Raw genomic sequence first — 26173 nt, 5'->3', positions numbered from 1 at the left:
AGTTCCATGTAACGCGCCATAGACAAAAGATGTGAACTAAGCGCTCACCCTGAATTCACCAATATTGGCTTAACGTCACGCAACCGGTCACCCTTTGGATCGAACGGTGCTTCGGCGAGGATGGTTGCTGTGTGAGGTTTACCAAGGATGAACACCTCGACCGTGTCGCCCGGCCCCGCCACCGTCGGATTGACATATCCGAGAGCCAGCGACTTGCCGACCGAATACCCATAGGCACCCGAGGTCACGCGCCCTACAGGTGTGCCATCCGGGGTGAAGATCGGCTCGCCACCGGTTGCATCCGCGTCCTCGGTCACTTCAATTTCAAAGCTCGACAGAACCTCGCGCGGGGCATTGTCCTTGACGGCCAGATAAGCGTCCTTGTGCAGGAAATCCTTGTCCAGCTTGATCAGACCGGCCAGCCCGACCTCTTGCGGCCAGTATTCCTGCGAATATTCGCGACCCCACGAGCCGTAGCCCTTTTCGATCCGCAACGACCCCAGTGCGCGGCCGCCGACGGGACCGCCCTCCAGCGATTTGGCGGCCTCCAGCAGCGCGGTGTACAGACGCACCTGATCCTCTTCGGGGCAGTGCAGTTCCCAGCCCAGATCGCCGGTAAAGCTGACGCGGATGGCCAGACAGGTGACACCGGCAACCTCGATGGTGGCCGAGCGCATGAAGCGGAACGCCTCGTTCGACAGGTCCGCATTGGTCAGGCGCTGCAGCAGGTCGCGCGCTTTCGGACCGGCGACGTTGAAACCGGCGATGCGATCAGTCGCGACCTCAAATGTGGTGCCTTCCGGCAGGTCGACCATGTTGAAGAACCGCTGATGATAGCGCTCGGCCATGCCGGAGCCGATCATCATGTATTCATCATCCGCCACCTTAGTGATGGTGAAATCACCGGCCACGCCGCCACGGACCGAGATCAGCGGCGTCAGGCAGGAACGACCGATCTCGGTCGGCACCCGGTTGGCGACCAGACGGTCCAGCCAGTCATGCGCACCCGGCCCCTTGATCACGTAATTGGCGAAGTTCGAGATATCGATAACGCCCACATTCTCGCGCAACATCCGCACCTCGCGGCCCACCGGGTCCCACCAGTTCTGGCGGGTGAAGCCGTTGGTTTCCTGCGCGCCGGGCTGATCAGCGAACCAAAGCGGATGTTCCCAGCCGCAGTTCAGGCCAAAGACGCAGCCCATGCCCTTTTGCATTTCGTATGCCGGGCGGACACGGGCGGGACGGCCCGCGCTGCGTTCTTCGTTCGGGAAGTGGATCTTGAAGCGGTGGGTATAGGAATCCTCGACCCGTGCCTTGGTGAATTTCTTGTCGGCCCAGTCGCCGAAGCGGGCCAGGTCCCAGGCGAACATGTCGTATTGCGGCTCGCCCTCGATCATCCATTGCGCCGCCAGCAGGCCCAGACCGCCCGATTGCGAGAAGCCGGGGATCAGGCCGCCGCACAGGAAATAGTTCTTCAGTTCCGGCACAGGCCCCCACAGGGCCGAGCTGTCGGGTGACCAGATCATCGGCCCGTTGATCACCCGCTTGACCCCTGCCGTCGCCGCCGCAGGCACCCGTTCGGTGGCGCGGATCACGTTTTCCATGATCCGGTCCAGATCGTCGGGGAACAGGTCATGGGCGAAATCCAGCGGCGTTCCTTCTTCGGCCCAGAATTTCATGTCTTTCTCATAGGCGCCGATCAGCAGTCCGTTGCCTTCCTGCCGGAAGTAATATTCGCCGTCGCGGTCGGCGATCGAGGGCAGACGACGGCCCAGATTGGCGACCTCGTCGATGGTCTCAGTGACGAAATACTGATGCTCGGTCGGTTGCAGCGGCAGCGTCAGACCCGCCATCGCCGCCACTTCGCGGCCCCAGAGGCCCGCAGCATTCACCACCCATTGCGTGTGAATGTCCCCTTTGGGGGTGCGCACAATCCAGCTGCCGTCTGGCTGCTGTTCCGTCGCCGTGACCGGGCAGAACCGTTCGATGGTCGCACCCATGGCGCGCGCACCGGCGGCATAGGCATGCGGCACGCCCGAAGGGTCCACGTTGCCGCCATCGGGTTCGTACATGATACAGCGGATATCGTCGAACTGCGCCAGCGGGTGCAGTTCCTTGGCCTCTTCGCGGCTGACCTCGTGGAAGTTCAGCCCGTAGAACCTCGCCTTGGCCTCCTGCAGGCGCAGCTGATGCTCACGCTCCTCGGTCTGCGCCAGATACAGCGAGCCGGGCTGGAACACGCCGCAGCTTTGGCCGGTCTCCTGCTCCAGTTCCTTATACAGGTTCATCGTATAGTGCTGGATGCGGGTGATGTTGTTGTTGTCATGCAGCCCGTGAATATTGGCCGCCGCGTGCCAGGTCGAACCGCTGGTCAGTTCATCCCGTTCCAGCAGGATCGAGTCCGTCCAGCCCATCTTGGCCAGGTGATACAGGATCGACGTTCCGGCCAGGCCACCGCCGATCACAACCGCTTGTGCGTGCGTTTTCATGGGATTTCCCTCTTAATGCCTCAGGCGGCGATACTTTTCATGGCGCCCAGAAACTGGGCCACTTCGGCGATACTGTTGTAATGGCACATCGAAACCCGCACGCAGCTGTCCATACCAAGCGGGTTCAGAATGTTGCCGGAATAATGATCGGCCCTGCGCAGATGAGTGCGGATGCCCTGTTCGTTCAGTTGTTTGACCACATCGACCGAAGGCACGCCCTCGACCCGCAGCGAAACCAACCCCTCGCGCGCCGGGTTGTCGACGCCGCCCAGAATGGTCACCTTCTCCATCTCGGCCAGTCCGGGCAGGTTGCCGGTGCCGTGGATCATCGCGTCGGTCAGCGCCTTCTCCTGCGCATGGATCGCCTCGCCCGCTGCGACGAATTTGGCGCGCCGGTCGGAGGCGTCGCTGACCTGCTCGCCCAGCCATTCGAAATAGCTCACCACGTCGGACATGGTGGCGTAGGACCCGGTGTCGCGCGTGCCCATCTCCCAATTGTCCACGGGGCCATCGATCAGGCAGTTATGCGGCAGCTTGGTCAACCGGTCGGATATCCACGCCACCCCGTAGCCATGGCGCGAGAACACCTTGTAGGGCGAGATCACATAGCCATCGACGCCGTAAGCGGTCAGGTCGATCCGGCCATGGGCTGCGTGCTGGATGCCATCAACGATGATAATACAGTCAGGCGCAACGGCCCGGATGGCGGCAGCCACGGCGGCGACATCCACGCCCATGCCGGTCACCGGCGAGGTGTGCACGATGGTGGCTACCTTGGTCTGAGGCGTCACCTGAGCGGCATAGGCGTCGGCGGTGACGGTACCGGTAGCGTCGTCATGGGCGACCAGAACATGATCCTGCCCGGCCACCCCGGCCCAGCGAGCGCAGGCGCTGCGGGTGGCGGGGTGTTCCAGCGTGGTGCCCAGAACCTGCCCAGAACCGGTGCCCAGACAGGCGTTCATGATCAGGCGGAACAGCAGCTCGGTGCCGCTTTCGCCGACAAAGAACTGGCCGCCGGGCGCGTTCATGAACACGGCCATGTCTTCTTTGGCCTTGTTTATCACACGCACCAGTTCATGGCTGCCGGGGTTGTCGCGGCCCTGATTGTCGGGGATCGCGGCATAGGTCTGCGAAGTGTCCACAACCGAATTCAGCGTCAGTGCGCCGCCCGCGTTTTCGAAAAAGATACGCGGACCCTGCTGCGGGCAGCTATCTATCTGGGCAAAGCGGCTGCGGATCTGATCCAGCAGGACATCTGAAATTTGGCTCATGGTGGTCGACCTGTTTATTGTGCCTATGACGGCTGGCAGTTTCGCTGAACCTAAGATGGTTCCCGAAACAAGACATGCAAAAAAATCCGGGGCAAAGCAGTCGAAAATTCTGCGCAGGCAAATCGGCATTTCTGAGGTGTCTTTTGCGACACCCATCCGCCAGGCGTGGCGCGCCCTTCAACCCGGCAACAACACTTGCCGTCCCGATCTGAATTGGACGTGCGATTTTGCTGAAGATCACCCGTTTTGGCCATTCGTTTCAGCAGCGGCGTTCAATAGCCAGTCCTGAAACAGCCGGACGGCAGAGGATGCGGATTTCCCCTTGAGTTTGGCATAATAAGCCCAGGGGCTTTTCAGATCAAAATCCAGGGGCTCGATCAGCAAGCCCCGATCCACGTAAGGCCGCGCCAGAGATTTTGGCAATGCAACACAGCCCAACGACTTGACCGCAAGCTCCAATGCGAGGTTCGAGGCATTCGTGCGCGGACCCTCTTTCTGGTTCAGATCCTCAAGGTCAAACTCGGTTGCCACTTTCTCCCAATAGGCGGGCCGCCCCAGAATATGGATCAGACGCGCGTCCTGCAGCTGTTTCGGATCGGTCAGGCGTCGCCCATCGACTGTAAATCCCGGGGCGCAGACGACGGTCAGTTTGTCCACCCACAGCCGAGTAAGATCATCGGCGACATCATCTACATGATTGATCGTAATGGAAATATCCGAGACATTTGGCTCGACATCCGTCCAGATCGTGCCATGAACGGTCAGGGCGATATCGGGGTGCACCTCGGAAAACCCCTGAACCACATCGGGCAGCCAATTTTCAGCCAGACTTACCGGGCAGGACACAACAACATTGCGAATATGCGGGCGCGACACAATCGATTGCGTCGCCGTGTCGATCTCTTGCAACGCATGACGCACAGACGGAAGATACGCCTTACCCGCATCAGTTAGGGACAGCGATCTTGGATGGCGCAAAAACAGGGGCCGCTTGATGAACTCTTCCAGTGACCGCACATGGTTGCTGACCGCCGATTGGGTACAGTTCAGCTCCTCTGCGGCGCTGGTAAAGCTCAGATGCCGCGCGGCCGCCTCGAACGAGCGGAGAAAGGACAGGTGAGGCAGGTTCATCATATTGGGCATGTCCCGAGGCTGTTGTCGCGTTGACTAATCCGCGGAAATTGCGGTCTCTTGTTCATTCGCGACTTTAGAGTTGTCCCGTTCGCGACACAACAAATCAGACAGTCACAAAAAAACCGGTGCCATAGCCCTAGGATTGTTTTCGTGCCGCACGCGGTAAATGTACCTAATTTGCCTTCTGATCGCAGTGTCCCAAAATTCAACACATGCAGGCAGGCCGTGGCGGATACATTTCAGAAAGTTGCAGACTTCACTCTCGGCAGCACGGCCGTGGATTTTCCCGATTCGACCCTGAACGCAGCGGCGCTGATGTTGCTGGATACTTTGGGCATCACCATCGGGTCCGGCCCGATGCAGGCCGGAACAATCGCGCGGGAAACCGCGCAGGCGTTGTACGGTGCAGGCGACAGTTCCCTTGGCGCGCGGATGCTGTTCGACGGGCGGCGGGTCAGCGCGGCGGGCGCGGCCTATGCCGCAGCGACTCAGACCGACAATCTGGACGGGCATGACGGGTATAATCCGACCAAGGGCCACATCGGTGTCGTTATAGTCCCTGCCCTCGCTGCCTTGGCCGAAACGGTGCCCGATTTCTCGGGTCCTGAAGCGCTGGCCGCTGTGACTATCGGCTACGAGGTCGCGGGGCGCGCGGGCATCTCACTGCATGATACGGTCAGCGATTATCACACCTCGGGCGCCTGGAACGCTTTGGGTGTGGTGGCTGTGGCGGCCCGTATGCGCGGGCTTAGCGCAGAACAGATGCGGCAGGCCATGGGCATCGCCGAATATCACGGCCCGCGCAGCCAGATGATGCGCGAAATTGCCAATCCAACCATGCTGCACGATGGTTCGGGCTGGGGTGCGATGGTGGGTATTTCTTCGGCTGTTCTGGCCGAGAAAGGCTTTACCGGAGCCCCGGCCATCACCATCGAAACCGAAGACGTCGCCCCGCACTGGCAGGACCTGGGCCGGTTCTGGCAGATGGAGCATCAATATGTGAAGCCTTATCCGATCTGCCGCTGGGCCCATGCCGCCATCGATGCCACCCGTGCGCTGATGCGCGACCATGGCCTGAGCCATAACGATATCGCCTCCATTCAGGTCAATACCTTCCACGAAAGCGCCTGCCTGTTCCAGGGCATGCCCGATGACACCTCGAAAGCGCAGTATTCCCTGCCTTTCGCCGTTGCCACGATGGCGGCCTATGGACGCATCGGGGTGGAACATATCACCGGTGCCGGTCTGTCCGATCCGCTGGTTGCGTCGATTGTCGAGCGTATTTCAGTGGCCGAAGACGTGCGCCATTCGGATCGTTTCCCCCAAAGCCGCTGCGCCGATGTCAGCTTGACCCTGAGTGACGGGCGCGTGTTGGAATCGGGTGATGTCCACGCCCGCGGCGGCCCCGAGGCCCCGATGGAACGGTCCGAAGTGATCGACAAGTTCATGGAATTCGCCACGCCGTCGCTGGGTGAATCTCGGGCTACCGCCATTCGCGATGCAGTGCTTGGTCTGACCGATCCGGCCTCAAAGTTCTCTGACCTTGGCGCCCTGATCTACAACGCGCCGGACAGGGCGTAAACGGAACGAATAAAATGCCCCTGAAACTGTTGAAATACGGGTTGTCCGGCACATACCCGGTGACCGGCGACATCCCGGCCACGCCCGATCTGAAACCCAGCTATGATGTGGTGATCGTGGGCGGCGGCGGCCATGGGCTGGCCTGCGCGCACTACCTTTCCAAATATCACGGCATCACCAATGTGGCGGTTCTGGAAAAGGGCTATCTGGCCGGGGGTAACACCGCGCGGAACACGACGACCATCCGTTCGAACTATATCACCAAAGAAGGTATCGCGTTCTACAAGGAAGGCGTTCAACTCTACGAGGAAATGAGCGAGGAACTGGACTTCAACGTGATGTTCAGCCAGCGCGGACAGCTGACCCTGGCCCATACCGAAGCGACCCTGCGCAGCTTTCACCTTCGGGCCGAGATGGGCAAGCACGCCGGCACAAATATCGAAGTGGTTGACGCGCAAACGGTCAAGGAACTCAGCCCCCATCTGAACATGGACGAAGGTGGCGCACTGGAGATTATCGGCGGTCTCTGGCACACCGATGGCGGCACTGCCCGCCACGATGCGGTGGCGTGGGGCTATGCCACGCAGGCCAGCCGTCGGGGCGTGGAAATCCATCAGCGAACCGAAGTTGAAGGCTTCGATATCGACGGCGGCAAAATCACGGCCGTGCGAACCAATCGAGGAACCATTTCGGCCGGTCAGGTGATGATCGCCGTCGGTGGTATGAACTATGACATGGCCCTGAAAGCCGGGGTCGAACTGCCGATCCGCTGCTTCCCCTTGCAAGCCATGGTCACCCAGCCGCTGAAACCCTGGCTGCACACGCTCGTCAGCTCGGTCAGCCTGCACACCTATCTGGTGCAGTCCTCGCGCGGCGAGATCGTGATCGGCGGCGGTTCGGATCCGTACCAGCTGTATTCCACCCGCTCGACGCTGGATATGAAGGAACATCTGGCCGAGGGTGCCGTGCATCTGTTCCCCTTCCTGCAAGGCGTGTGCCTGCTGCGCCAATGGGCCGGGATCACCGACATGACGCCCGATTACTCGCCGATCATGGGTGCCAGCCCGCTGTCGAACCTGTGGCTGGATTGCGGTTGGGGCACATGGGGCTTCAAGGCAACGCCGGTGGCGGGCAAGTACATGGCGCAGACGATCGCCAACCAGAAGGTCGCCCCGGTGCTTGAACCCTTCACCATGGAACGTTTTGCCACGTTCGACCTGCTCAATGAAATGGGCGCAACCGCTGCGAGCCACTGACATGAAGATCCTGACCTGCCCGATGAACGGCCCCCGCAACATCAACGAATTCCAGTGTTTCGGCCCGGTAAAGGCCGATCCCGACCCAGCCACGACATCGGATCAGGACTGGGCGCGACACCTGTTCCGCGCCGACAACAGGACCGGCGTCATGACAGAATGGTGGCGTCATTTGCCCTCGAACTATTTCTTCCTGGCCGAACGCGATGTCACCACCAACGAAGTGATCCGCACCTTCGACGAATCGGAGGCCGTCCAATGACCCGGCTGCCCGCCCCTTACGGTACGCGCATCCGGCGCGACATGCCCGTGCGTTTTACCTTTGAAGGCCAGAGTTTTACCGGGTTCGAGGGCGATGTCATCGCATCGGCGCTGGCGGCCAGCGGGCAGTGGATGCTGTCGCGCAGTTTCAAGTACCACCGCCCACGTGGGTTGATGTCGATGGCAGGTTCCGAGGCGGACACGCTGGTGCAGTTGCCTTCTGATCCCAACGTGCAGGCGGACAGGCACGCGATCACCGAGGGGCTGACCGTAAGCGCGCAGAACGTCAACGGCTCGCTGGCGCGAGACCGCGACGCGGTGCTCGACAAGCTGGGTCGTTTCATGCCTGTCGGGTTTTATTACCGTACCTTCATGGGCCCTACGCGCAACAGCTGGCTGAAACTCTGGGAGCCGCTGATCCGCAAAAAGGCCGGTCTGGGCGTGCTGGACACCAACGCCGCGCATCAGGATTTCGAGAAAGCCAACCTGTTCTGTGATTTGCTGGTTGTGGGCGGGGGCCTTGCTGGTCTGACCGCAGCGATCGAGGCGGCGCAATCCGGGGCCGACGTGATCCTGGCCGAGATGGAGCCCGAATTGGGCGGTGCGCTGACCTATCGCCGGGAGGGCGCTGACCTGCTGGCCGAGTTGACGGAGCGCGCCTGCAATCTGCCCAACCTGCGGATCATGACGGACACCGTTGTGAACGGCTGGTACGAGGACAACTGGCTGCCGCTGATCCGGGGCAACAAGCTGTTCAAAACCAGAGCGCGCGAGGTCATTCTGGCCACCGGCTGCATCGAGCAGCCCGCCGTTTTCCGTAACAATGACTTGCCCGGCATCCTGTTGGGCTCGGCCGTCCAACGCCTGATGCGGCACTATGCGGTCAAACCGGGAGCGCGCGCCGTGGTTCTGGCCGCCAACCCCGAAGGTTACCGCGTGGCGCAGGACCTGCTGGATGCGGGCGTTGAAATTGCCGCCGTTGTCGATCCACGCCCTGATGGGTCCTGCAACGGTCTGTCCGAAAACCTGCGCCGTCAGGGAGTGGCCATCGTGTCGGGTGAGATCAGCGAGGCACATGGCAAGACCCACGTCACCGCTGTCTCAGCAAACGGACAGCGGATCGATTGTGATCTGGTCGTGATCTCGGTCGGGTCCGCGCCCAGCTGGCAATTGCCCTGTCAGGCGGGCGCAAAGCTCAGCTACGATGACGCAACAGCGCGGTTCTCACTGGCCCTGCCCGATGGCCCGCTTGGCACCGCAGGCAGTATCAATGGCCCGGTCAGCGCATCCGTGGTTATGAACGATGCCCGCAGTGCCGCCAATGCGGCTCTGGCCCGGCTGGATCTGCCCCATGATGACGTTGACCCGCTGGCGGATCCCGAAGCGGCCCTGGCCAACTACGAACCAAAGATCGCCCCTCATCCCAAAGGTAAGGATTTCGTCGACAGGGACGAGGATATTCAGGTCAAGGATCTGCAAAACGCGACCAAGGAAGGCTATCGCGAGCTGGAATTGATCAAGCGGTTCACTACGGTGGGCATGGGACCATCGCAGGGCCGTCACTCGGCTCTGGCGACGGCGCGTGTTGTGGCCGATGCCACCGGACGCAGCATAGCGGAGACCGGCGTAACCACGGCCCGGCCCCCGTTTGCCCCGGAAACACTGGGTGTTCTGTCCGGCCATCACCACCCTGCCGAACGGCGCAGTGCATTGCATCAGGAACATATTCGCCTCGAGGCCGATATGCGCCCGGTCGGCGCCTGGTGGCGCCCCTATTTCTATGGGCCGAAAACCGACGCCAAACGGTTGATCGAAGAAGAGGTCAAGGCCGTGCGTGAAGGGGTCGGCGTGCTGGATGTCTCGACCCTCGGCGGGTTGGAGGTGCGTGGGCCGGATGCGGGCGAATTCCTCAACCGCATCTACACGATGGCCTACAAGAAACAACCTGTCGGTCGGTGCCGGTACTGCCTGATGACCAATGAGATGGGCACCGTGATCGACGACGGCGTCGCCTATCGTCTGGCCGAGGATATGTACTATGTCACCGCGACAACCGGGGCCGTGGCACGGGTCTATGCGGATATGCTGTTCTGGAACGCCCAATGGCGGCTGGATGTGGATGTGTTGAACGTCACTGCCGCCTTTTCCGGTTTCAACATCACCGGGCCCAAAGCGCGCCAGGTGGTCGAAGCGCTGGACAGCGACATCGATTTCTCACGCGACGGCTTTGCCTATCTCGATGGCCGCTCGGGCATGGTGGCGGGTGTTCCGGTCCGCGCCATGCGGATCGGCTTTACCGGTGAGCTGAGCTTTGAGCTGCATTGCCCCACCAGCTATGCCAAGTCCCTGTGGGATGCGATATTGGCGGCGGGTGCGCCGGTTGGCTTGCGCCCCTACGGCCTGGAAGCCAGCCGGATACTGCGTCTGGAAAAGGGGCACATTCTGATCGGGCAGGACACCGATGCGCTGACCTCGCCGGATGAGCTGGGCTTTGGCTGGGCCATATCCAAGACCAAGCCGTTCTTCATAGGCAAACGCGCCATCGAGATGCGCCGGAACAAGGGTTTGTCGCGCAAGTTGGTGGGACTTTCCTTTGAAGGCGGAGATGTGCCGGACGAAAGCTGTCTGGTGCTGCGCGATGAGGTGCCGGTCGGCCATGTGACGTCAGTGCTGTGGTCGCCTACCTTGGGCAAACATATCGCTTTGGCCTATGTGGACGGACGCGATGCAGAAATCGGCGCGGCCGTCACGGTCAAATGCCGAAACGGGGCACGCGTCACCGTACCCGTCGGCCCACACGCCTTTTTTGACCCCGACAACACGAGGCAGGAGGTCTGATGATGCGAACCTATCCCCTGAACCCCGGCGGCTCGGCAGACGGCGTGACGCTAGTCTCTGGCCCTGTAAGCCTTGTCGATCTGACCGCGCAGTCGCGCTTTGGGCTGAAGGGGCGCGGTTCTGCCGACTGGATTGCATCGCAAGGGCGGACCCTGCCCGAGGTGAACCAGTTCGCGGACGGTATCCTGCGACTGGGGCGCGAGGATCTGGTGGTGATTGAGGGTGCAGAAGATCTGCGCACCGCCTGGTCCTCTTCTGACGCTCCGAAGGGTTATGATGCCTGGCGCGATGAGACATGGGCCTGGATGCACCTGTCGGGCCCGTATCTTGACGAGCTGATGGCCAAGATCTGTCCGGTGAACCTGTCGCAACAAGCCTTTTCCGAAGGCCAGATCGCGCAGACCCGCGTCGGATATGTCGAGGCCATTACATGGCGTGCCCAGCATCAGGGGCAGGACGGTTTCTGCGTCTTCTTCGACATCTCGGCCACCGCATTCTTCGCAAAGGCGATAGAAACTGCTGCCCAGGAATTCAGCAAAGAGACTGTACTGTGAAATCTCCGGTTACCATCCTTCATACCGACAACCCAGACGCCGCAAAGACCGTATTGGCCGCGCGGCACCCGGATCTGGAAATCCACACTTGCGACAGCTACGAGGCCTTGCCCGCAATGATCGCGGATACGCAGGCAGAAGTGGTCTATTCCGTCCGTTTCGCGGGCACACCCGGTTTTCCCCGGCAGGCGCTGATTGATGCCCCCAGCGTAAAGTGGGTCTCGGTTGGTGGGTCGGGCACCGATCACATGAACCCCTGGGACCCGGATACCTTCACGGTGACCAATGCCGCCGGCGTCGCCGCCGATATGATGGCGCAATATGCGCTGGGGGCGATGCTGCACTTCTCGCTGGATTTACCGGGCTTCCGGGCCGCACAGGCACGACATGAATGGGTGTCGGGCAAGGTCGAACCGATTGACGGCAAGACGGTGTTGATCCTTGGGCTGGGACAGACCGGCATGGCGGTGGCCGCCCGGTCCAAAGCGATGGGCCTGTCCACAATTGGCGTACGGGCGCGACCCAAGGACACTCCGAATGTGGATGAAGTGCATGGGATGGATGCCCTCGCCGATCTCTGGTCGCGCGCGGATTTCATCGTCGTCTGCGTACCGCTTCTGGACAGCACGAGGGGGATGGTCGATGCGGATGCCTTTGCCGCGATGAAACCCGTCGCGGTGATCATCGATGTCTCGCGCGGTGGCGTGATCGTTGAACAACCTCTGGTCACTGCATTGGAATCCGGCGCCCTGAAAGGGGCTGCGCTGGATGTTTTCACGGTCGAGCCACTGCCCGCAGATCACGTACTCTGGGGTTTTGACAACGTCATCATCACACCGCATTGCGCGTCCGTCTACGAGGGTTGGGTTCTCAAATCGGTTGAGATGTTTTCCGACAACCTCTGGCGATATCGCAAAGGCGACGATCTCAAAAACATAGTCAACCCCGAGCGAGGATACTGACATGGCCCGTGAAAGACGCAGCGGTCGGCGCGGCAAAAGCGATCGTGGCAGCTCAAGCATCCAGCAACTTCCCTGGCAGAATGTGGTCAACGCTTCCCCCAAGCTGGAATTGCTGAGCGAAGAGCAACTGGATCAGTTGCACGCCACCTCGATGCGTATCCTGTCCGAGGCCGGAATTCGGGTCATGGGCGACAACGTGATGGATCTGTTCGAACAGGCCGGCGCGCTTGTCGACCGGGACACCAAAACAATTCGTATCGACGAAAGCATCGTTAACGAGGCGCTGAAAACCGTTCCCAAGACTTTCACGCTGACCGCCCGCAATCCGGATAAGCGGATCACCATGGGCGGCAATCATGTCAATTTCGGCCTCGTCGCGGGCCCGCCAAACGTACATGACTGCATCAACGGGCGGCGACCCGGCAACTATGAAGATTATTGCAACTTCATCAAACTGGCGCATCACTTCAATGCCATTCATCTGATTGGCAATCAGGTCACAGCGCCACTGGAATTGCCCGCCAACAACCGGCATCTGGACACCTACAACGCCAACCTAACCTATAGTGACCTAAGCTTTCATGCCACGGCGATTGGCCGGGGCCGGGCGATGGACGGGATCAACATGATGGCCATCGCGCGCGGCATGACGCTGGAAGAAATGCGCGCCGATCCGGGGCTTATCACCATCATCTCAGTCAACTCGCCCCGTCTGTTCGACGATGCCATGGGTGACGGCTTGATTGCCATGGCTGAACATGGCCAGCCAGTGACGATCACGCCCTTCACGCTGATGGGCGCGATGACACCGGTGACGCTGCCCGCAGCACTGGCGCAGCAAAACGCCGAGGCTTTGTTCGGCGTGACCCTGACGCAACTGGTCAATCCCGGCACGCCGGTGATGTACGGCGCGTTTACTTCGAATGTGGACATGCGTTCAGGCGCGCCCGCTTTTGGTACGCCGGAAAACACCAAGGCGAACATGATCAGCGGCCAGTTGACGCGCCGTTACGGTATTCCGTACCGGACCTCGAACGCCAATGCCTCGAACGTGGTTGATTTGCAGGCGGCCTATGAGACGATGATGGCCACCTGGGGTGCGGTTCTGGGCGGGGCCAATCTAGTTTATCATGCAGCCGGATGGCTGGAAGGGGGGCTGACCGCCTCCTATGAGAAGCTCGTCATGGATGTGGAAATCCTGCAGAATATGATTGAATTTCTGAAGCCGCTGAAATTCGACGACAGCGAACTGGGCTTTGATGCCATCAAGGATGTTCCGACCGGCGGCCATTTCTTCGGCACCGAGCACACGATGGAGCGGTATGAGACTGCATTCTATGCACCGATGCTGTCGGACTGGCAAAACTACGGCGCGTGGGAGGCTGCAGGTTCAAAAACTGCCCTGAACCGAGCCACCGAAATCTGGCAGCAAGCGTTGCGGGACTATGAAACACCCGCCATGGACCCGGCGATCCGCGAAGAACTGGATGCCTATATTGCCAAGCGCAAGGAAGAGATCGGATCGGATGAGCCCTAATCGGTTAGGGCGGAAGCAGTGCCTCCGCCCAACCCTCGATCATAACAGGTCGAACAGCCGCCCCGGGACATTTCCCTGACGCGGCAGGTCCAGTGCCCGCATCAGCGCAAACATCATGGCCTGGTTTGAGGTCACAACCGGTTTTCCGAGTGCGGCTTCGATGCGGTCGACAGCCTCGACCGCGCGCATGTCGGTGCAGCTTAGGACGATGGCTTCGGCCTCGGGGTGGTCGGCCTGACAGGCCAGATCAAACACCTCGTCCGGTGTCAGCTCTCCCTGACCGTAATTGCCCAACTCACGACCGATATCGGCGCATTTGACCGTGGTGATCTGGTTCTGTGCCAGAAACTCCATCGCTTGCCTGTTGATCTCACCAAGGTAGGGTGACGAAAATCCCACCTTGGTCACGCCCAGCGTTTTGATCGCATCGACCAGTGCACCGGCGGCCGTAAACGATAGCGCACCCGATCCGGCCTTGATGTCCTTCGCCAGTTGTTCGTCAAAGGACGGCCCATGGGTCAGGGTGGCCGATGTGCAGCCATAAAGCACCACATCGGGCCGAACACCGGAAATCATCCTCAGATCATGACTGATATCCGAAGCGCCAAGACCGGCCATCTGATCCGATCCCGGGATCTCATCCACATCGTAACCGCCCATACGCTGGAAATGCACGGTCGTATCCGGGCTGCGCATCAACATCATATCTGCTTCGAGATTGGTGTTGGTGAAGGGTACCAAAACGCCGATCTTGGCCCGTGTCCGGGTTTCATGGGTCATGACGTCACCTCTTTCAGAACGGCCAGACAGCGATCCATGATATCCTGTTCGCAGATCGTGGCGCGCAGGCAATCGCCCAGACCATAGCCACCCATTCCGCGCATCAAAAGCCCTTGCGCGCGCAAGGCGGCATCCGCGTTCCGCGCCGTTTCAGCATCGGCAAAACGGATCAGCACGAAATTGGTATGGCTTTCGGGCACGGTCAGCCCAAGATCGCGGCAGTCTTGCGCGAATTTGTCCCGAATGGCCGACGTGCGGGCGACCACATCACGCATATGCGCCTGATCGCGCATCGCCGCTGCTGCAGCCGCCTGCGAAGCGATCGAAATATTGTTCGGGTTCAGCAGTTTGCGCAATTCTGCCGCGATATCGGTGGGAAAATAACCCCAACCGGCGCGTGCTCCGGCCAAGCCGTAAGCTTTCGAGAAGGTGCGCGTGATCACAGTATCCCCCCGATCCGCGAGCGCAAAAATCTCGGCCGGATCATTGGTGGGGTCGGCAAACTCGGCATAAGCCTGATCCACCACCAGCAACACATCGGCAGGCAATGCGTCCCGCAGACGCAGAATGTCGGCATTCGGGAACAGCGTTCCGGTGGGGTTGCCCGGGTTACAGACGAACGCGATACGGGTCGCCGGGGTGATGGCGGCCAGAACCGCATCCACCGAGACGGTCAGATCGACCTCGGGTGCAGCGATGTATTCCGCCTGCGCCTGTGCAGTGGCAGAAGCCACGAAAGCATAGCCATATTGCGTGCCCAGCACCTGATCGCCCGGCCCTGCAAAAGCGCGGATCAGGCAGCCGATCAACTCCATCGACCCGGCCCCACACAGCACCCGCACCGGGTCCAGCCCGTGCACATCGGCAATCGCCGCGCGCATCTCGGGCCATTCGGGATCGGGGTACAGTGTCAGATCAGCCAGCGCCGTTTTCCCCGCGGCCACGGCGGCGGGACTTGCCGGAAACGCGCTTTCATTCTGGGCCAGCGAAACGGTGTCTTCGCCACCCAGATCAGCCAACGCATAGGCGCCCATGGCACCGACATGAGAAACCGGACGGATCATGCGTCACCTCCATAGGCTTTCACGCCTTCTTTCGTGACCAACCCGCGTCTGAGGTCCAGCGCCACAGCGTCCGGGTCGCGCTTCGCTGGATCACCAAAGCCTCCACCACCGGGTGTGTCGAAGATCAGGTAGTCATCGCCTTCCACCCGCAGCTCACCCTTGCCCGGGATATCGCCGCCGCGATTGCGGAACCGGATACGCCCCGGGGCACCGGGCTGACCGCCCATACGACCAAGCGCCGGGAACTTCAGCCGCTCCACTGACAGGAACACGATGAACGGCGCATCATTGGACGAGGTCATCTCGATCCGCTGTCCCAGCCCGCCACGATATTGACCAGCACCGCCTGAATCCGGCAGAAGCTCACGCCGCCACATGATTACGGGGGCCACGCTTTCGGTGATTTCCACCTGAGAGCCAAACACGCCAGACGGATACGCCGTAGCCGAGAGCCCATCCGCATGGGGCCGCGCACCGGTGCCGCCATTATGCACGGGTTCAATGGCAAACTCGCGTCCGCCGTTTGCGGCGACTTCGGGCGCGTGGCGCATGGGCAGGTCGAACATGCACGAGGCACCTTCGGCGGGGACCTGATCCGGCAGTGCCTGATGCAGACAACCCAACACCAGATCCGGGGTCACCTGCCCCAGCGTATGGCGCATCGCAACCGGCACCGGGCGCTGCGCGTTCAGAATGCAGCCTTTGGGGCCATCGACCGTAAACGGCTCCAGCGAGCCTGCGTTGTTGGGAATGTCCGGCCCGACGATGCAGCGCAGGGCAAAGACCGTATAAGCGGTGGCATAGTTCAGCGGCACGTTGATGCCCTTTTTCGAACAGCCCGATGTGCCGGTGAAATCCACATGCATCCCGTCCTTGGTGACGGTCAGAGTGGCGTGCAGTTCCAGCTCGTTTTCGTAGCCATCCATGCGAAGGACATTCTTGTAAACGCCTTCAGGCACTTCGGAGATAGCCTCGAGCGCACCCTTGCGGGACGTGTCGATGATGTAGCTGCCCAACGTGTCCAGATCGTCGATCCCGAACTCGTCCATCATCGCCACCAATCGGGTCACCCCGGCCTCGCAACAGGCGATCAGGGCGTAAATGTCACCCTCATTGGCGATCGGCTCGCGCGAGTTGGCGCGGATGATGTCCATCAGCAGCGCGTTGGGCGTGCCCGCCTCGACCAGTTTACAGGGTGGGATCAACAGCCCTTCGTCATAGATATCCGAGCCCTCGGGGCCCATGCCCAGACCGCCCAGATCGACCAGATGCGAAGTGCAAGAGGTGAAGCCCACCACCTTGCCGTCCTTGAAGGCAGGCATCATCAGCAGGAAATCATTCAGATGCCCCGAGGCAAGCCACGGATCATTGGTCATATAGATGTCGCCGGGTTTCATGTCCTGCAGCGAGAATTGACCGCGCAGATGCAACACGGCCTCGGCCATGGTGTTGATATGCCCCGGAGTACCGGTCACGGCCTGCGCCAGCATCCGGCCGTTGACGTCAAAGATACCGGCGGAAATGTCACCGCATTCGCGCACAATGGGCGAGAACGCAGCGCGGATCAGGGTCTGACCCTGTTCCTCGACCACCGCAAGCAGGCGGTTCCACATCACTTGCAGGCGGGCGGTGGAAAGCTCAGCGTTCATCATGCGCCTCCTTTCTGGTCTTGAACGAGGACAAGGTTGCCGATGGCATCCATATGAGCCGAGAAATCGGCGGATACGAGCGTTGTGGTTTGAGGTTCATGGATCAAAGCCGGGCCCGAGACGTGGTCGCCAGGCTTCAGGTCGGCACGGGCCACAAAAGCCGCATCTTTTGCCTTGCCATCGACGTCACACGTGATCGGGCGCGTTTCGGTCACGTTGAACATTGACCTGTCAGGCGTTTCCGGCACTGGCGGCACGGCGCTGTCCGGGGTCGCTACGCGCACGGCCCAGTTCAGAATCTCGATCTCCATCCCCGGCACCGGGCGCGAGAACTGTTTGCGATATTCCGTCTCGAATGCGGCGGTCAGCGGGGCAATGTCCCCGGTCGTCAGGGCGCGATCCGGCAGGGTGATCTCGATCTCATGCCCCTGCCCGTTATAGCGCATGAAGGCGGTGCGCTGGGTCTCGGTCGGCGCATCGCCTGCGCCTTGGGCCACGACCTCCTTTGCCTCGGCGATCATGGCGTCAAACAGGCCGTTCACCCCATCCATATCCATGCTGTCCAGCAGTGAGTAGCGCGAGCGGACAATCTCGAACGAGACCGGCGCGAACAGGAAACCCACCGCAGACCCGACGCCCGGATTGGGCGGGATCACGATGCGCGACACCCCGGCAGAGCGTGCCACCCGGCTGGCATGCAAGGGACCGTTGCCGCCAAAGGCGATCATCGTGCGCGGACCAAGGTCCTTGCCGCTTTCCACCGCGTGCATTCGTCCGGCGCTGGCCATGCTTTCATCCACGATGCGGCTTACCCCGTCAGCCGACCCGACTGCATCAAGATCCAGCCTTTCGCCGATCACGCGGGTCAGAGCTGCCCTGGAGCCATCGGGATCAAGCTTGATATGCCCTTCGGCAAAGGTATTGGGCACGATGTAACCAAGGGTGATATCGCTGTCTGTCACCGTGGGATCTGTGCCTCCGCGCATGAACGCCACCGGCCCAGGCTCGGACCCGGCAGATTTCGGTCCGACTGTCAGGCGGCCCAAACGATCCACCCCCGCGATCGAGCCTCCGCCCGCGCCGATCTCAATCATCTCGATCACCGGAATGCGCACAGGCATGCCCGACCCTTTGATAAACCGTGCGGCACGTGCGATTTCGAATGACCGAGATGTCTGAGGGCGCGCCTTGTCGATCAGGCACAGCTTGGCGGTGGTGCCACCCACATCGAAAGACAAGACCTCATCCAAACCGGCACGTGCAGCGATGCGCGCGGCCAGAATGGCCCCGCCCGCCGGGCCGGATTCGACCAGTCGGATCGGAAACCGGGCCGCCGTCTCGATGGTGCACATACCGCCACCCGCGGTCATCATCAGGATCGGACACCTGATGCCTTCAGCTGCGAACTGATCGGCGAACCGGGCAAGATAACTCTCCATCAACGGCTGAATATAGGCGTTGGCGACGGTGGTGCAGAGCCTGTCAAACTCACGCGCTTCGGGACTGACCTCGGACGAAATCGAAATCGTCAGATAAGGGCGGTGCGTGCTCAGGAGGTCGCGCAGCCGCCGCTCATGGGCCGGGTTGGCATAAGCGTGCATCAGACAGATGGCGACGGCCTCGGCGCCGCTTGCATCAATCTCAGCCAGCAAGAGCTCAACCTGCGCCTCATCCAGTGGAATCAGCACCTCACCTTCAGCGGACATTCGTTCGCGAATGGTCAGGGACCGTTCGCGCGGCACCAGCAGATCGGGCTTTTCCAGGTTGATGTCGTATTGGGAATACCGGCGCTCGTACCCGATATCGAGGATGTCGCGGAATCCGTCGGTACAAATGGTCGCCACGACCGCTCCGCGCCGCTCGATCAGGGCGTTGGTGGCCAGCGTGGTTCCATGAATAAAGCCGGTAACCTCAGCCAGAGACCGGCCGGATTGCGCCATGACACGAACGGCGCCTTCCATGGCTCCTTCGGCGGGGTTTTGATGTGTCGTCAGTGTTTTGGTCGAGGCCAATATGGTCTCGGTCCCGGAAACCAGAACTGTGTCGGTAAAAGTGCCGCCAATATCAATGGCCAGGCGCAGCGCGGTCTTCATGTATCATCCCGTATTCTTCTGAATGTAAGTAGCTTGGACACCCTTGCGGGTGGTTACCTGCACATCGGTACAAGGTCGCAACCGGTCGCACGGCGACCCAAAGAACTGGGAGTGATCAGACACGTCATGCACATTTGTTGCCCGCACGCGCGAAAGGCACTAGCAAATTTGCGACAAAGCAGCCTGCCAGCGACAACTTTTTTGGTTCCTCTGCGAATGCCGCCGGATCAACGTGACCGCGCAATGGCGCGGCCACGAATGTCGAAATTGTCAGGCCGCGAACAGGTTCTGTTTCAGATCCTGATCCAGTTGCGTGTCGCTTTCGATCAGCGCCTTGATCGCCGGGCGGGACAGGACACGCTGACGATAGGCTTCGATATTGGGATAGGTGGCGTGATCCACCTGCGCATAACCTGACAGAACGAAGAACCATGTCAGATAGGCATCCGCTGCCGAAAACCTGTCACCCAGCAGATAATCGCGCCCGTTCAGGTGGTTCTCCAGCACCTCGAACCGCAGCGGTGCAAGAGCACGCACGCGGTCTTTCACTTCGTCGGTGGCTTCCTGATAGAACACGACACGGAACAGACCCTTGTGCAGTTCGGTGGCGCAGAAGGCCAGCCAGCGCAGCATCTGGAAATAGTCCGGGCTGGTAGGATCAATCCGGAAATCCGCGTTCTGTGATTGCGCCTGTATCCAGGCAATCACCGTCGAGGTTTCGGTCAGCTTTGTGCCGTCTTCAAGCTCCAGAACCGAGACCTGGCCCAGCGGGTTAATGTCATATAGCGATCCGCCAGCCGCCAGTTCCTTGGTAGCCAGATTGAGGGGAGCAATATCCAGATCAACTCCGCCCTCGGCCGCGGCAAAACGCGCAGCCAGTGAGCAAGTGAGGGGGGCGTGGTAGAGGGTAGTCATCTGTATCTCCGTCTTACGAGATGCTTATGCCGCAGTCAGATAATCAGAGGTGGTCACAACTTTGGCATAGGCAAAAGACAGCGCCGACATATAGGCCTTATGCACCTGCTCAGCCGCGATCACCTCACCGTTGAACTCCAGATCGCGCGAAGAACAAGCATCTTCGACCACGGTGACGTTCAGGCCGATATCGGCGGCATTGCGGGCGGCGGCGTCGATGCACATGTGGCTCATGTCGCCTGCGATGGCGACGTCGGTCACACCGTTTTCTTCCAGCAGCGCCTGCAGGTTGGTGTCGCGGAAGGCGTTGACGTAGTGCTTCAGCACCTTGTGCTCTCCGTCTTGCGGGGTGACCGAGCTGTGGATTTCAGCGCCCGGTGTGTTCGGGGCGAAAAAGGGCGGGTTATCGATTTGAAATTCGTGATGCACATGCACAATCATCTGCCCCGCATCGCGGGCTTGTTGCAGCAGACGGGCAGCGTTTGCGGCGCTGTCTTCGATCTTGTGAAGCTCCCATTTGCCGCCGGGGAAGTAATCGTTCTGGATGTCGATCAGGATCAATGCGGATTTGGTCATCGTGGTCTCCGTTATTCGGTCTGTATGCGGCATTGATTTAAGGCACGGATCGCTGGAACTTGATTGGCGCATCGGACATAAATCGCGTTAGATCGGACAAATGATAAATCACCCCCTGACCATCGGCATTGCCGCCTATCCTAAGTCACAGAGCGCCGCGATCCACGGGTTACAAGACTTGTTTGCCGTGGCCAGCCGGTTTCAGCAGGATCAGTCCGAACAGGCGCGCCCGGTTGAAACACAAGTCATTCGGAACTTCGCCAAGGATGACAGCCAGTTAGAGGCGCTGATCCTGCCTCCGGCCCTGGGACCAAGGGTCAGCGGTGCGAAAGAGCAGACCCTGGTCAACTGGGTGCAGGATCACCATCGCCGGGGCGCGCTGATCTGTTCGATCTGTGCCGGTGCCTTCCCGTTGGCCGCCTCCGGTCTGCTGGACGGGCGGCAGGCGACCACCCATTGGGCGCTGGCCCCGGATTTCTCCGCCCGCTTTCCGCAGGTACAACTGCAGGCCGAACGGCTGTTGATCGACGATGGCGATATCATCACTGCTGGCGGGCTGATGGCCTGGACCGATCTGGGCCTGCGCCTGATTGCCCGCTTCATGGGACCTGCGGTGATGCTTCAGGTTGCCCGGTTTTTCCTGATCGACACCGGCGAACGGGCGCAGAGTTTCTACAGCTCGTTCTCGCCCAACCTGACGCATGGCGACGATGCCATCCTGCGGGCGCAACATTGGGTGCAGAAGCGATTTGCGGATCAGGTCTCGGTCGCAGACATGGCCCGCAACGCGCGCCTCGAGCCACGCACCTTCGGGCGTCGGTTTCTTGCCGCCACCAATCTCAGCCCGTCAGAGTATCTGCAACAGCTGCGTATCGCCAAGGCCCGTGAACGGCTGGAACTGTCGCACGCCAGCATCGAATCCATCGCCCGGGATGTGGGGTATATTGATATCTCGGCGTTCCGGCGCATGTTCCACAAGGTGGTGGGCTTGTCGCCGGGTGAGTATCGCAAACGGTTCTCTCCGGCGAAATCTTGACCTCTATGGAGGTTGCATGGCGTTAAGCGCCCGGCAAAGCCGTGCGATATCCGAAACGCTGGTGCTTATTCACTTGCGGCAAAGTCGATATGTATGTGGTTACCGTCGGGGTCCCAGACATTCAGTTGTATGATATCAGCAGCAACCAGATCCGTGCGCCGATACGCGACGTCAAGTCCCCTGAACCTTTCCTCGAACGCCGCGCGCCCCGTGGCGGAGAACGCGAAATGTTCGAGCTTCAGGTTTGTTTCCGAGCCCACTGCCTCGGCCTCAACCCCCACAAGATGCACGTAGGCGGTATCGCCCGAATAAAGCCATGCGCCCGGAAACGGAAAGTCCGGGCGGACACCAACCGTCAACCCCAATACCCGTTGGTACCAATCGATCATCTCGTCCAGACGCGTCGTCCTGAGGTTCACATGATTGAGTGCTCCGATGCCCATCACTTACCCTCGCGACCATTTGATCGAACACCCCATCGAGGCGACCTGATCGCGAGGTCCTTGACCGGTTTCCGAGATCTGAAGCATCGCGTTGACCAGTTCCGGGTTGCGATCATCGCTGCCGCCCATATGGGCGTCATCAAGGCGGCCGCGATACTGCAACTCGCCCCTGGAATTCAGCCCGAAAAAGTCTGGCGTGCAAACGGCATTATAGGCCTTGCCCACCGCCTGATCCTCGTCAACGAGGTAAGGAAATGCAAACCCGTTGCGCCGCGCGAACTCCTGCATCCGGGGCGGCGCATCCTCGGGATAGTCCTGATAGTTGTTGGACATCACCGCCAATACGCCAATGCCCTTGGACATCAGCAGGTCAGCATCGTTTGCCAACCGGGTCGCAATGGCTTTGACGTAGGGGCAGTGATTGCAAATGAACGCGATCAGCAGGCCGTTTTCCAGATGATCGGACATGGTGATCGGTTGGCCGTCCGGGGTTTTCAGAGTGAAATCCGGCGCTTTCCAGCCAAAGTCACAGATCGGAGTGTCCAGCAGCATGATCTCTTTCCTTTGCAGTAATCCCCGACGGCGCTCAGCAGATGAGGGTCATTTCGTTCAGTGTGAACTCAGCAACCGCGCCTTCGGTGGCGGCCATATAATCCTTCAGGTGCTGATTGTTCATATGGGTCTGCCACAATTCGCGCGATTCCCAGTTTTCGTAGAACATGAAATGGGCGGGGTTGTCGTTGTCCTGATGCAAATCGTAGTTGATGCACCCTTCTTCGGCGCGGGTGATGTCGATCAGCTTGATCAATTCGGCCTTCACCAGTTCGATCTGATCCGGGTTGGCTTTGATGTTGGCCACGACGGTCAGTTTTGCCATGTCATTTATCCTTAGTTTGTGCTGGCGAAATACTTAGTTTGTTGCATTTGCCGGATAAACAGGCAATGAACGGATATATAATCCGGACAATCCGTACAATGCTGCTCAAGAACATCGCCTTGTTCCTGCAAATCGTCGAAAAAGGCTCGCTTACCGCCGCCGCGCGCGAGGCAGGTTTGTCTGCGACCACTGTGTCTGAACGTCTGGCGGCGCTCGAAGCGCATTACGGCGTTGTGCTGCTGAACCGGACAACCCGATCCGTTCGCCTGACGGAAGAAGGCCGCACACTGGTCGATGGCGCGCGCGCCGTATTGGAATCCGTTGATGAACTGGACGCGCGTATCCGCATGGGCGCGCAAACGCTAAGCGGATCCATCCGCGTATCCGCGCCCAACGATCTGGGGCGATCGATTGTGTCCGCGGCGATCGGGGGCTTTCTGAAAGAGCATCCGGACATCTCAATCGAACTGTTGCTGTCGGACGGTTATGTCGACGTCGTGGGAGAGGGGATCGACATCGCCCTGCGCTTTGGCCAGATCGGCGACAGCACGTTGCGCAGGCGCAGCCTGGGCCAATTCCGGCGGTTGATCTGTGCCGCGCCGGACTATCTCGCGCGGCTGGGAACACCCGGCACTCCAGCAGATTTATGCACTCATAATTGTCTTGTGATGCGATTTGGCGCGCATCTCGACAATCAATGGCGTTTCGGTCAGGGCCCCGCGCAACAGGTCGTCACCGTCAGAGGTGATCGCGTCGCCAATGATGGTGCGCTGGTCCGTCAATGGGGGCTGGAAGGACACGGGATTATCCTCAAGTCCGAACTGGATATCAGCGCAGATATCAACAACGGGCATCTCGTCGAAATCCTGGCAGCCCATGCGCCGCCACCGACGCCATTGCAGTTGCTGTTCCCACCCGGCCGCACCCAACCAAGGCGGGTGCAGGCCTTTGCCAATCATCTTGAGAACACTGTGCGTCAGACCATCGTGCAAGAGCCGGAGTGAGGCTGGAATACGCCTGCTCCCCGGCTGCGCCATCTGAAAAACTTTGTCGGCAGAGTCCGATACCCAGCTCAGCTTGCCCCCAACATGCGTCGCAAGGTGCCGTCTTTGTTGATGATGTGATGCTTAAACGCACCGGCAACGTGCAGTACGATGGCTGCGATCACGATTTTGGCGGCCAGAATGTGGATGATTTCACCAATTTCAGCCAAGTCTTTGTTGATGGCAATCGCCCGCCCGGTATCACCAAGGTTGGCCGCCACAAGGTCCAGCCCAAAAACTGTCAGACCACGACCGGACATATAGGCGTCAAGCATGCCCGACAACGGCATGGCGATTGTGCCCAATATCAGCACCCAATGGATCACCCGCGCCACACCGTGTTCCATACGCGTGCCCGCGCTTGCTTCATCCGGCCAACCTTTGCGCAGACGCAAAACCGCGCGCCACAGGATGAACCCAAACAGGATGATCCCGAGGGATTTGTGAACTCCATACAAGGCGAAGTTTTCGGCGCGGGTCATATACAGACCCATTGCGATGACCGCGATCATACCCAGCCCGACGATCCAGTGAAGGGAGATTTCTGTACGGCTCAAAGGTATGGTGGACATGGCGTGATCCTTTGCTGCTGTGTAATATGATGAGGATTTAACGGCCCGGCAGAACGGTTCCGGCGAAAATAATTTTTGATCAGGAACGCACTGCGCGGCGACAGGCGGCATACCGGTACGCAAAGCGCTCAATCTAATATCGGCGGGCCCGAAAAGACCCGCCGAGCATTGGTTTACTGTCCGTACTCTTTGGTCGGATTGCGATAGATTGTGTGATAATGTCCCGCGCCCTCGGCGCTTTTACCCACATTTCCGCCGGTCGAGAGCATCTCGATTATCAGCGTCGGGCCTTGAATCCGCATGTAGGTGGGAGTGTTGACCTCATCCGTGCCAGTCCAGGCAAACGTAATCCCATCCAGCCCTTCGGACAATTCGGCCATACGCGGGGCGGCGTTTTCATCGGGTTGGATCGAAACCCATTCCTTGATCGCGCTCAGCAACAGGGCCCGCTGATTGGCGCCCATCTCTGCAGCACGCAACCCGATCACGGGCGGAATAGTGCCATCCTGCCCCGGACCCGTAAGCACATCCTCAGGAATCTCGCCTGCATCTGCTGCGGCCTGCTGTTCGGTGTTCAACGCGGCAAACACCGCGTATCCCGACAAGTGCATGTCGCGCACCGCCTCATAATCCACGCCATTGATGGTGAAGATCGCAGGTTCGGTTCCGACAAAGGTGGGCGACATGGACTCGACCCGGTTGCCCTCGATCGCGATGTTCAGGCCAAGATGGTGACCGCCGAACTGCCACCCCCAGGGGGCATCCGCCAAAGGCGTACCAAAGAAGGACAACCAGTAGTTCTCGGGCGCCCATTTCAGTCGCTTGGCATTCTTGTCTGTGCTCAGGAACGTCTCGGCTGCCATGACTTCCGCCACGTTTTGATAGCCTTCCTCGCCTAATGACGAGGCCAGAAACTCGAACAGCAATCCGCGCTGTTCGTCGGAAAGTTCACCCACCGAGATACCGGTGCGGTCGACAATCCCGGCAGGCAGGTTGGACCATTTCGCCCGGTTGGGGTCGTTCAGGTCAAACATGAACTGAGCCTTTGTGGTTGCGTCGACGCTGGCCAAAAACGCCTCTGCCGCTTCAAGGGCCGCGGCACCAGAGGCCGGGCCATAGGGCTGTGCGTAGTCTGGGATCGGTACAATCTGAGTATGTTCATCGACCGGGGCGTCATGCGCGAATACGGCGGTGGCCAAAAACAGTGCGGCGGTTGTCGTCAAAGCTTTCATCTTCGGTATC

Annotated in this window: 23 protein-coding genes; 9 read left to right on the top strand and 14 right to left on the bottom strand. The window is 60.1% G+C overall.

Going from position 1 to position 26173, the window contains the following annotated elements; translation table 11 throughout:
- Positions 1-44: 44 nt before the first annotated feature.
- From ACR3E4_RS19745 to ACR3E4_RS19735, 3 genes are all read right to left on the bottom strand, one after another.
- Entirely contained in the window at positions 45-2489 is a 2445-nt protein-coding gene (locus tag ACR3E4_RS19745; RefSeq protein ID WP_480530908.1) for a GcvT family protein, read from the bottom strand.
- A 20-nt stretch (positions 2490-2509) separates the two neighbouring features.
- Positions 2510-3760, bottom strand: a complete 1251-nt coding sequence (locus ACR3E4_RS19740; RefSeq protein ID WP_480530906.1) for an aminotransferase class V-fold PLP-dependent enzyme — start codon at positions 3758-3760, stop codon at positions 2510-2512.
- 237 nt (positions 3761-3997) lie between these two features.
- Positions 3998-4894 carry a LysR substrate-binding domain-containing protein gene (locus tag ACR3E4_RS19735; protein ID WP_480530904.1) on the bottom strand — a complete coding sequence of 299 codons (897 nt, stop codon included), beginning with the start codon at positions 4892-4894 and terminating at the stop codon, positions 3998-4000.
- A 225-nt stretch (positions 4895-5119) separates the two neighbouring features.
- On the opposite strand from ACR3E4_RS19735, the gene ACR3E4_RS19730 reads away from it, so the two are divergent.
- Genes ACR3E4_RS19730 through ACR3E4_RS19700 form a run of 7 tightly spaced genes read left to right on the top strand, consistent with a single transcriptional unit; the run spans position 5120 to position 13883 of the window.
- Complete coding sequence (locus ACR3E4_RS19730; protein WP_480530902.1) at positions 5120-6475, top strand: MmgE/PrpD family protein; 1356 nt, start codon at positions 5120-5122, stop codon at positions 6473-6475.
- A 14-nt stretch (positions 6476-6489) separates the two neighbouring features.
- Positions 6490-7731 carry an FAD-dependent oxidoreductase gene (locus tag ACR3E4_RS19725; protein WP_480530900.1) on the top strand — a complete coding sequence of 414 codons (1242 nt, stop codon included), beginning with the start codon at positions 6490-6492 and terminating at the stop codon, positions 7729-7731.
- Between the two features lies 1 nt (position 7732).
- Positions 7733-7993: a sarcosine oxidase subunit delta gene (locus tag ACR3E4_RS19720; protein ID WP_480530898.1), complete on the top strand. Its 261-nt coding sequence runs from the start codon at positions 7733-7735 to the stop codon at positions 7991-7993.
- Positions 7990-10830, top strand: coding sequence for a 2Fe-2S iron-sulfur cluster-binding protein (locus ACR3E4_RS19715; RefSeq protein WP_480530896.1), 2841 nt, complete (start codon positions 7990-7992; stop codon positions 10828-10830). The genes ACR3E4_RS19720 and ACR3E4_RS19715 overlap by 4 nt, the downstream gene beginning before the upstream one ends.
- Positions 10830-11384 carry a hypothetical protein gene (locus ACR3E4_RS19710; RefSeq protein ID WP_480530894.1) on the top strand — a complete coding sequence of 185 codons (555 nt, stop codon included), beginning with the start codon at positions 10830-10832 and terminating at the stop codon, positions 11382-11384. Before ACR3E4_RS19715 ends, ACR3E4_RS19710 begins: the two co-directional genes overlap by 1 nt.
- Entirely contained in the window at positions 11381-12346 is a 966-nt protein-coding gene (locus tag ACR3E4_RS19705; RefSeq protein WP_480530892.1) for a D-2-hydroxyacid dehydrogenase, read from the top strand. The genes ACR3E4_RS19710 and ACR3E4_RS19705 overlap by 4 nt, the downstream gene beginning before the upstream one ends.
- A 1-nt stretch (position 12347) precedes the next feature.
- A complete protein-coding gene (locus ACR3E4_RS19700; protein WP_480530890.1) occupies positions 12348-13883 on the top strand; it encodes a trimethylamine methyltransferase family protein in 1536 nt (511 codons plus the stop codon).
- Positions 13884-13922: 39 nt separating this feature from the next.
- Here the strand turns inward: ACR3E4_RS19700 and ACR3E4_RS19695 are convergent, their stop codons facing one another.
- From ACR3E4_RS19695 to ACR3E4_RS19670, 6 genes are all read right to left on the bottom strand, one after another.
- Positions 13923-14663 carry a maleate cis-trans isomerase family protein gene (locus tag ACR3E4_RS19695; RefSeq protein WP_480530888.1) on the bottom strand — a complete coding sequence of 247 codons (741 nt, stop codon included), beginning with the start codon at positions 14661-14663 and terminating at the stop codon, positions 13923-13925.
- Positions 14660-15727, bottom strand: a complete 1068-nt coding sequence (locus ACR3E4_RS19690) for a pyridoxal phosphate-dependent aminotransferase (protein WP_480530886.1) — start codon at positions 15725-15727, stop codon at positions 14660-14662. The genes ACR3E4_RS19695 and ACR3E4_RS19690 overlap by 4 nt, the downstream gene beginning before the upstream one ends.
- Positions 15724-17376, bottom strand: a complete 1653-nt coding sequence (locus ACR3E4_RS19685) for a hydantoinase B/oxoprolinase family protein (RefSeq protein WP_480530884.1) — start codon at positions 17374-17376, stop codon at positions 15724-15726. Before ACR3E4_RS19685 ends, ACR3E4_RS19690 begins: the two co-directional genes overlap by 4 nt.
- Positions 17376-19469: a hydantoinase/oxoprolinase family protein gene (locus ACR3E4_RS19680; RefSeq protein WP_480530882.1), complete on the bottom strand. Its 2094-nt coding sequence runs from the start codon at positions 19467-19469 to the stop codon at positions 17376-17378. Before ACR3E4_RS19680 ends, ACR3E4_RS19685 begins: the two co-directional genes overlap by 1 nt.
- A 270-nt stretch (positions 19470-19739) precedes the next feature.
- Complete coding sequence (locus ACR3E4_RS19675; RefSeq protein ID WP_480530880.1) at positions 19740-20384, bottom strand: glutathione S-transferase family protein; 645 nt, start codon at positions 20382-20384, stop codon at positions 19740-19742.
- Positions 20385-20408: 24 nt separating this feature from the next.
- Positions 20409-20960, bottom strand: a complete 552-nt coding sequence (locus tag ACR3E4_RS19670; protein WP_480530878.1) for a cysteine hydrolase family protein — start codon at positions 20958-20960, stop codon at positions 20409-20411.
- A gap of 100 nt (positions 20961-21060) precedes the next feature.
- Here ACR3E4_RS19670 and ACR3E4_RS19665 point away from each other — a divergent pair, with 100 nt between their 5' ends.
- Positions 21061-21996, top strand: coding sequence for a GlxA family transcriptional regulator (locus tag ACR3E4_RS19665; RefSeq protein ID WP_480530876.1), 936 nt, complete (start codon positions 21061-21063; stop codon positions 21994-21996).
- 65 nt (positions 21997-22061) lie between these two features.
- Here ACR3E4_RS19665 and ACR3E4_RS19660 read toward each other — a convergent pair whose 3' ends face one another.
- Genes ACR3E4_RS19660 through ACR3E4_RS19650 form a run of 3 tightly spaced genes read right to left on the bottom strand, consistent with a single transcriptional unit; the run spans position 22062 to position 23316 of the window.
- A complete protein-coding gene (locus tag ACR3E4_RS19660; protein ID WP_480530874.1) occupies positions 22062-22439 on the bottom strand; it encodes a VOC family protein in 378 nt (125 codons plus the stop codon).
- A gap of 3 nt (positions 22440-22442) precedes the next feature.
- Positions 22443-22991 (bottom strand): thioredoxin family protein, encoded by a 549-nt coding sequence (locus ACR3E4_RS19655; RefSeq protein WP_480530872.1) that lies wholly within the window; start codon positions 22989-22991, stop codon positions 22443-22445.
- 34 nt (positions 22992-23025) lie between these two features.
- Positions 23026-23316 carry a putative quinol monooxygenase gene (locus tag ACR3E4_RS19650; RefSeq protein ID WP_480530870.1) on the bottom strand — a complete coding sequence of 97 codons (291 nt, stop codon included), beginning with the start codon at positions 23314-23316 and terminating at the stop codon, positions 23026-23028.
- A gap of 65 nt (positions 23317-23381) precedes the next feature.
- Here ACR3E4_RS19650 and ACR3E4_RS19645 point away from each other — a divergent pair, with 65 nt between their 5' ends.
- A complete protein-coding gene (locus ACR3E4_RS19645; RefSeq protein ID WP_480530868.1) occupies positions 23382-24320 on the top strand; it encodes a LysR family transcriptional regulator in 939 nt (312 codons plus the stop codon).
- A 68-nt stretch (positions 24321-24388) separates the two neighbouring features.
- On the opposite strand, the gene ACR3E4_RS19640 is transcribed toward ACR3E4_RS19645, so the two are convergent.
- The gene (locus ACR3E4_RS19640) at positions 24389-24931 is read right to left on the bottom strand and encodes a cytochrome b (RefSeq protein WP_480530866.1); all 543 of its coding nucleotides are present in this window, start codon (positions 24929-24931) and stop codon (positions 24389-24391) included.
- Positions 24932-25104: 173 nt separating this feature from the next.
- A complete protein-coding gene (locus tag ACR3E4_RS19635) occupies positions 25105-26163 on the bottom strand; it encodes a DUF3500 domain-containing protein (protein WP_480530864.1) in 1059 nt (352 codons plus the stop codon).
- Positions 26164-26173 lie beyond the last annotated feature (10 nt).

This window comes from Ruegeria sp. AP11 (assembly GCF_056535865.1).
The sequence above is the reverse complement of the archived record's forward strand: the minus strand, read 5'-3'. Positions and strand labels throughout refer to the sequence as shown.

Excerpts from the sequence above, each read along its gene's own strand:
- ACR3E4_RS19745 (WP_480530908.1), bottom strand. The coding sequence starts at position 2,489 with ATGAAAACGCACGCACAAGCGGTTGTGATCGGCGGTGGCCTGGCCGGA.
- ACR3E4_RS19740 (WP_480530906.1), bottom strand. The coding sequence starts at position 3,760 with ATGAGCCAAATTTCAGATGTCCTGCTGGATCAGATCCGCAGCCGCTTT.
- ACR3E4_RS19735 (WP_480530904.1), bottom strand. The coding sequence starts at position 4,894 with ATGATGAACCTGCCTCACCTGTCCTTTCTCCGCTCGTTCGAGGCGGCC.
- ACR3E4_RS19725 (WP_480530900.1), top strand. The coding sequence starts at position 6,490 with ATGCCCCTGAAACTGTTGAAATACGGGTTGTCCGGCACATACCCGGTG.
- ACR3E4_RS19720 (WP_480530898.1), top strand. The coding sequence starts at position 7,733 with ATGAAGATCCTGACCTGCCCGATGAACGGCCCCCGCAACATCAACGAA.
- ACR3E4_RS19715 (WP_480530896.1), top strand. The coding sequence starts at position 7,990 with ATGACCCGGCTGCCCGCCCCTTACGGTACGCGCATCCGGCGCGACATG.
- ACR3E4_RS19710 (WP_480530894.1), top strand. The coding sequence starts at position 10,830 with ATGATGCGAACCTATCCCCTGAACCCCGGCGGCTCGGCAGACGGCGTG.
- ACR3E4_RS19700 (WP_480530890.1), top strand. The coding sequence starts at position 12,348 with ATGGCCCGTGAAAGACGCAGCGGTCGGCGCGGCAAAAGCGATCGTGGC.
- ACR3E4_RS19695 (WP_480530888.1), bottom strand. The coding sequence starts at position 14,663 with ATGACCCATGAAACCCGGACACGGGCCAAGATCGGCGTTTTGGTACCC.
- ACR3E4_RS19690 (WP_480530886.1), bottom strand. The coding sequence starts at position 15,727 with ATGATCCGTCCGGTTTCTCATGTCGGTGCCATGGGCGCCTATGCGTTG.
- ACR3E4_RS19685 (WP_480530884.1), bottom strand. The coding sequence starts at position 17,376 with ATGAACGCTGAGCTTTCCACCGCCCGCCTGCAAGTGATGTGGAACCGC.
- ACR3E4_RS19680 (WP_480530882.1), bottom strand. The coding sequence starts at position 19,469 with ATGAAGACCGCGCTGCGCCTGGCCATTGATATTGGCGGCACTTTTACC.
- ACR3E4_RS19675 (WP_480530880.1), bottom strand. The coding sequence starts at position 20,384 with ATGACTACCCTCTACCACGCCCCCCTCACTTGCTCACTGGCTGCGCGT.
- ACR3E4_RS19670 (WP_480530878.1), bottom strand. The coding sequence starts at position 20,960 with ATGACCAAATCCGCATTGATCCTGATCGACATCCAGAACGATTACTTC.
- ACR3E4_RS19665 (WP_480530876.1), top strand. The coding sequence starts at position 21,061 with ATGATAAATCACCCCCTGACCATCGGCATTGCCGCCTATCCTAAGTCA.
- ACR3E4_RS19660 (WP_480530874.1), bottom strand. The coding sequence starts at position 22,439 with ATGGGCATCGGAGCACTCAATCATGTGAACCTCAGGACGACGCGTCTG.
- ACR3E4_RS19655 (WP_480530872.1), bottom strand. The coding sequence starts at position 22,991 with ATGCTGCTGGACACTCCGATCTGTGACTTTGGCTGGAAAGCGCCGGAT.
- ACR3E4_RS19650 (WP_480530870.1), bottom strand. The coding sequence starts at position 23,316 with ATGGCAAAACTGACCGTCGTGGCCAACATCAAAGCCAACCCGGATCAG.
- ACR3E4_RS19645 (WP_480530868.1), top strand. The coding sequence starts at position 23,382 with ATGAACGGATATATAATCCGGACAATCCGTACAATGCTGCTCAAGAAC.
- ACR3E4_RS19640 (WP_480530866.1), bottom strand. The coding sequence starts at position 24,931 with ATGTCCACCATACCTTTGAGCCGTACAGAAATCTCCCTTCACTGGATC.
- ACR3E4_RS19635 (WP_480530864.1), bottom strand. The coding sequence starts at position 26,163 with ATGAAAGCTTTGACGACAACCGCCGCACTGTTTTTGGCCACCGCCGTA.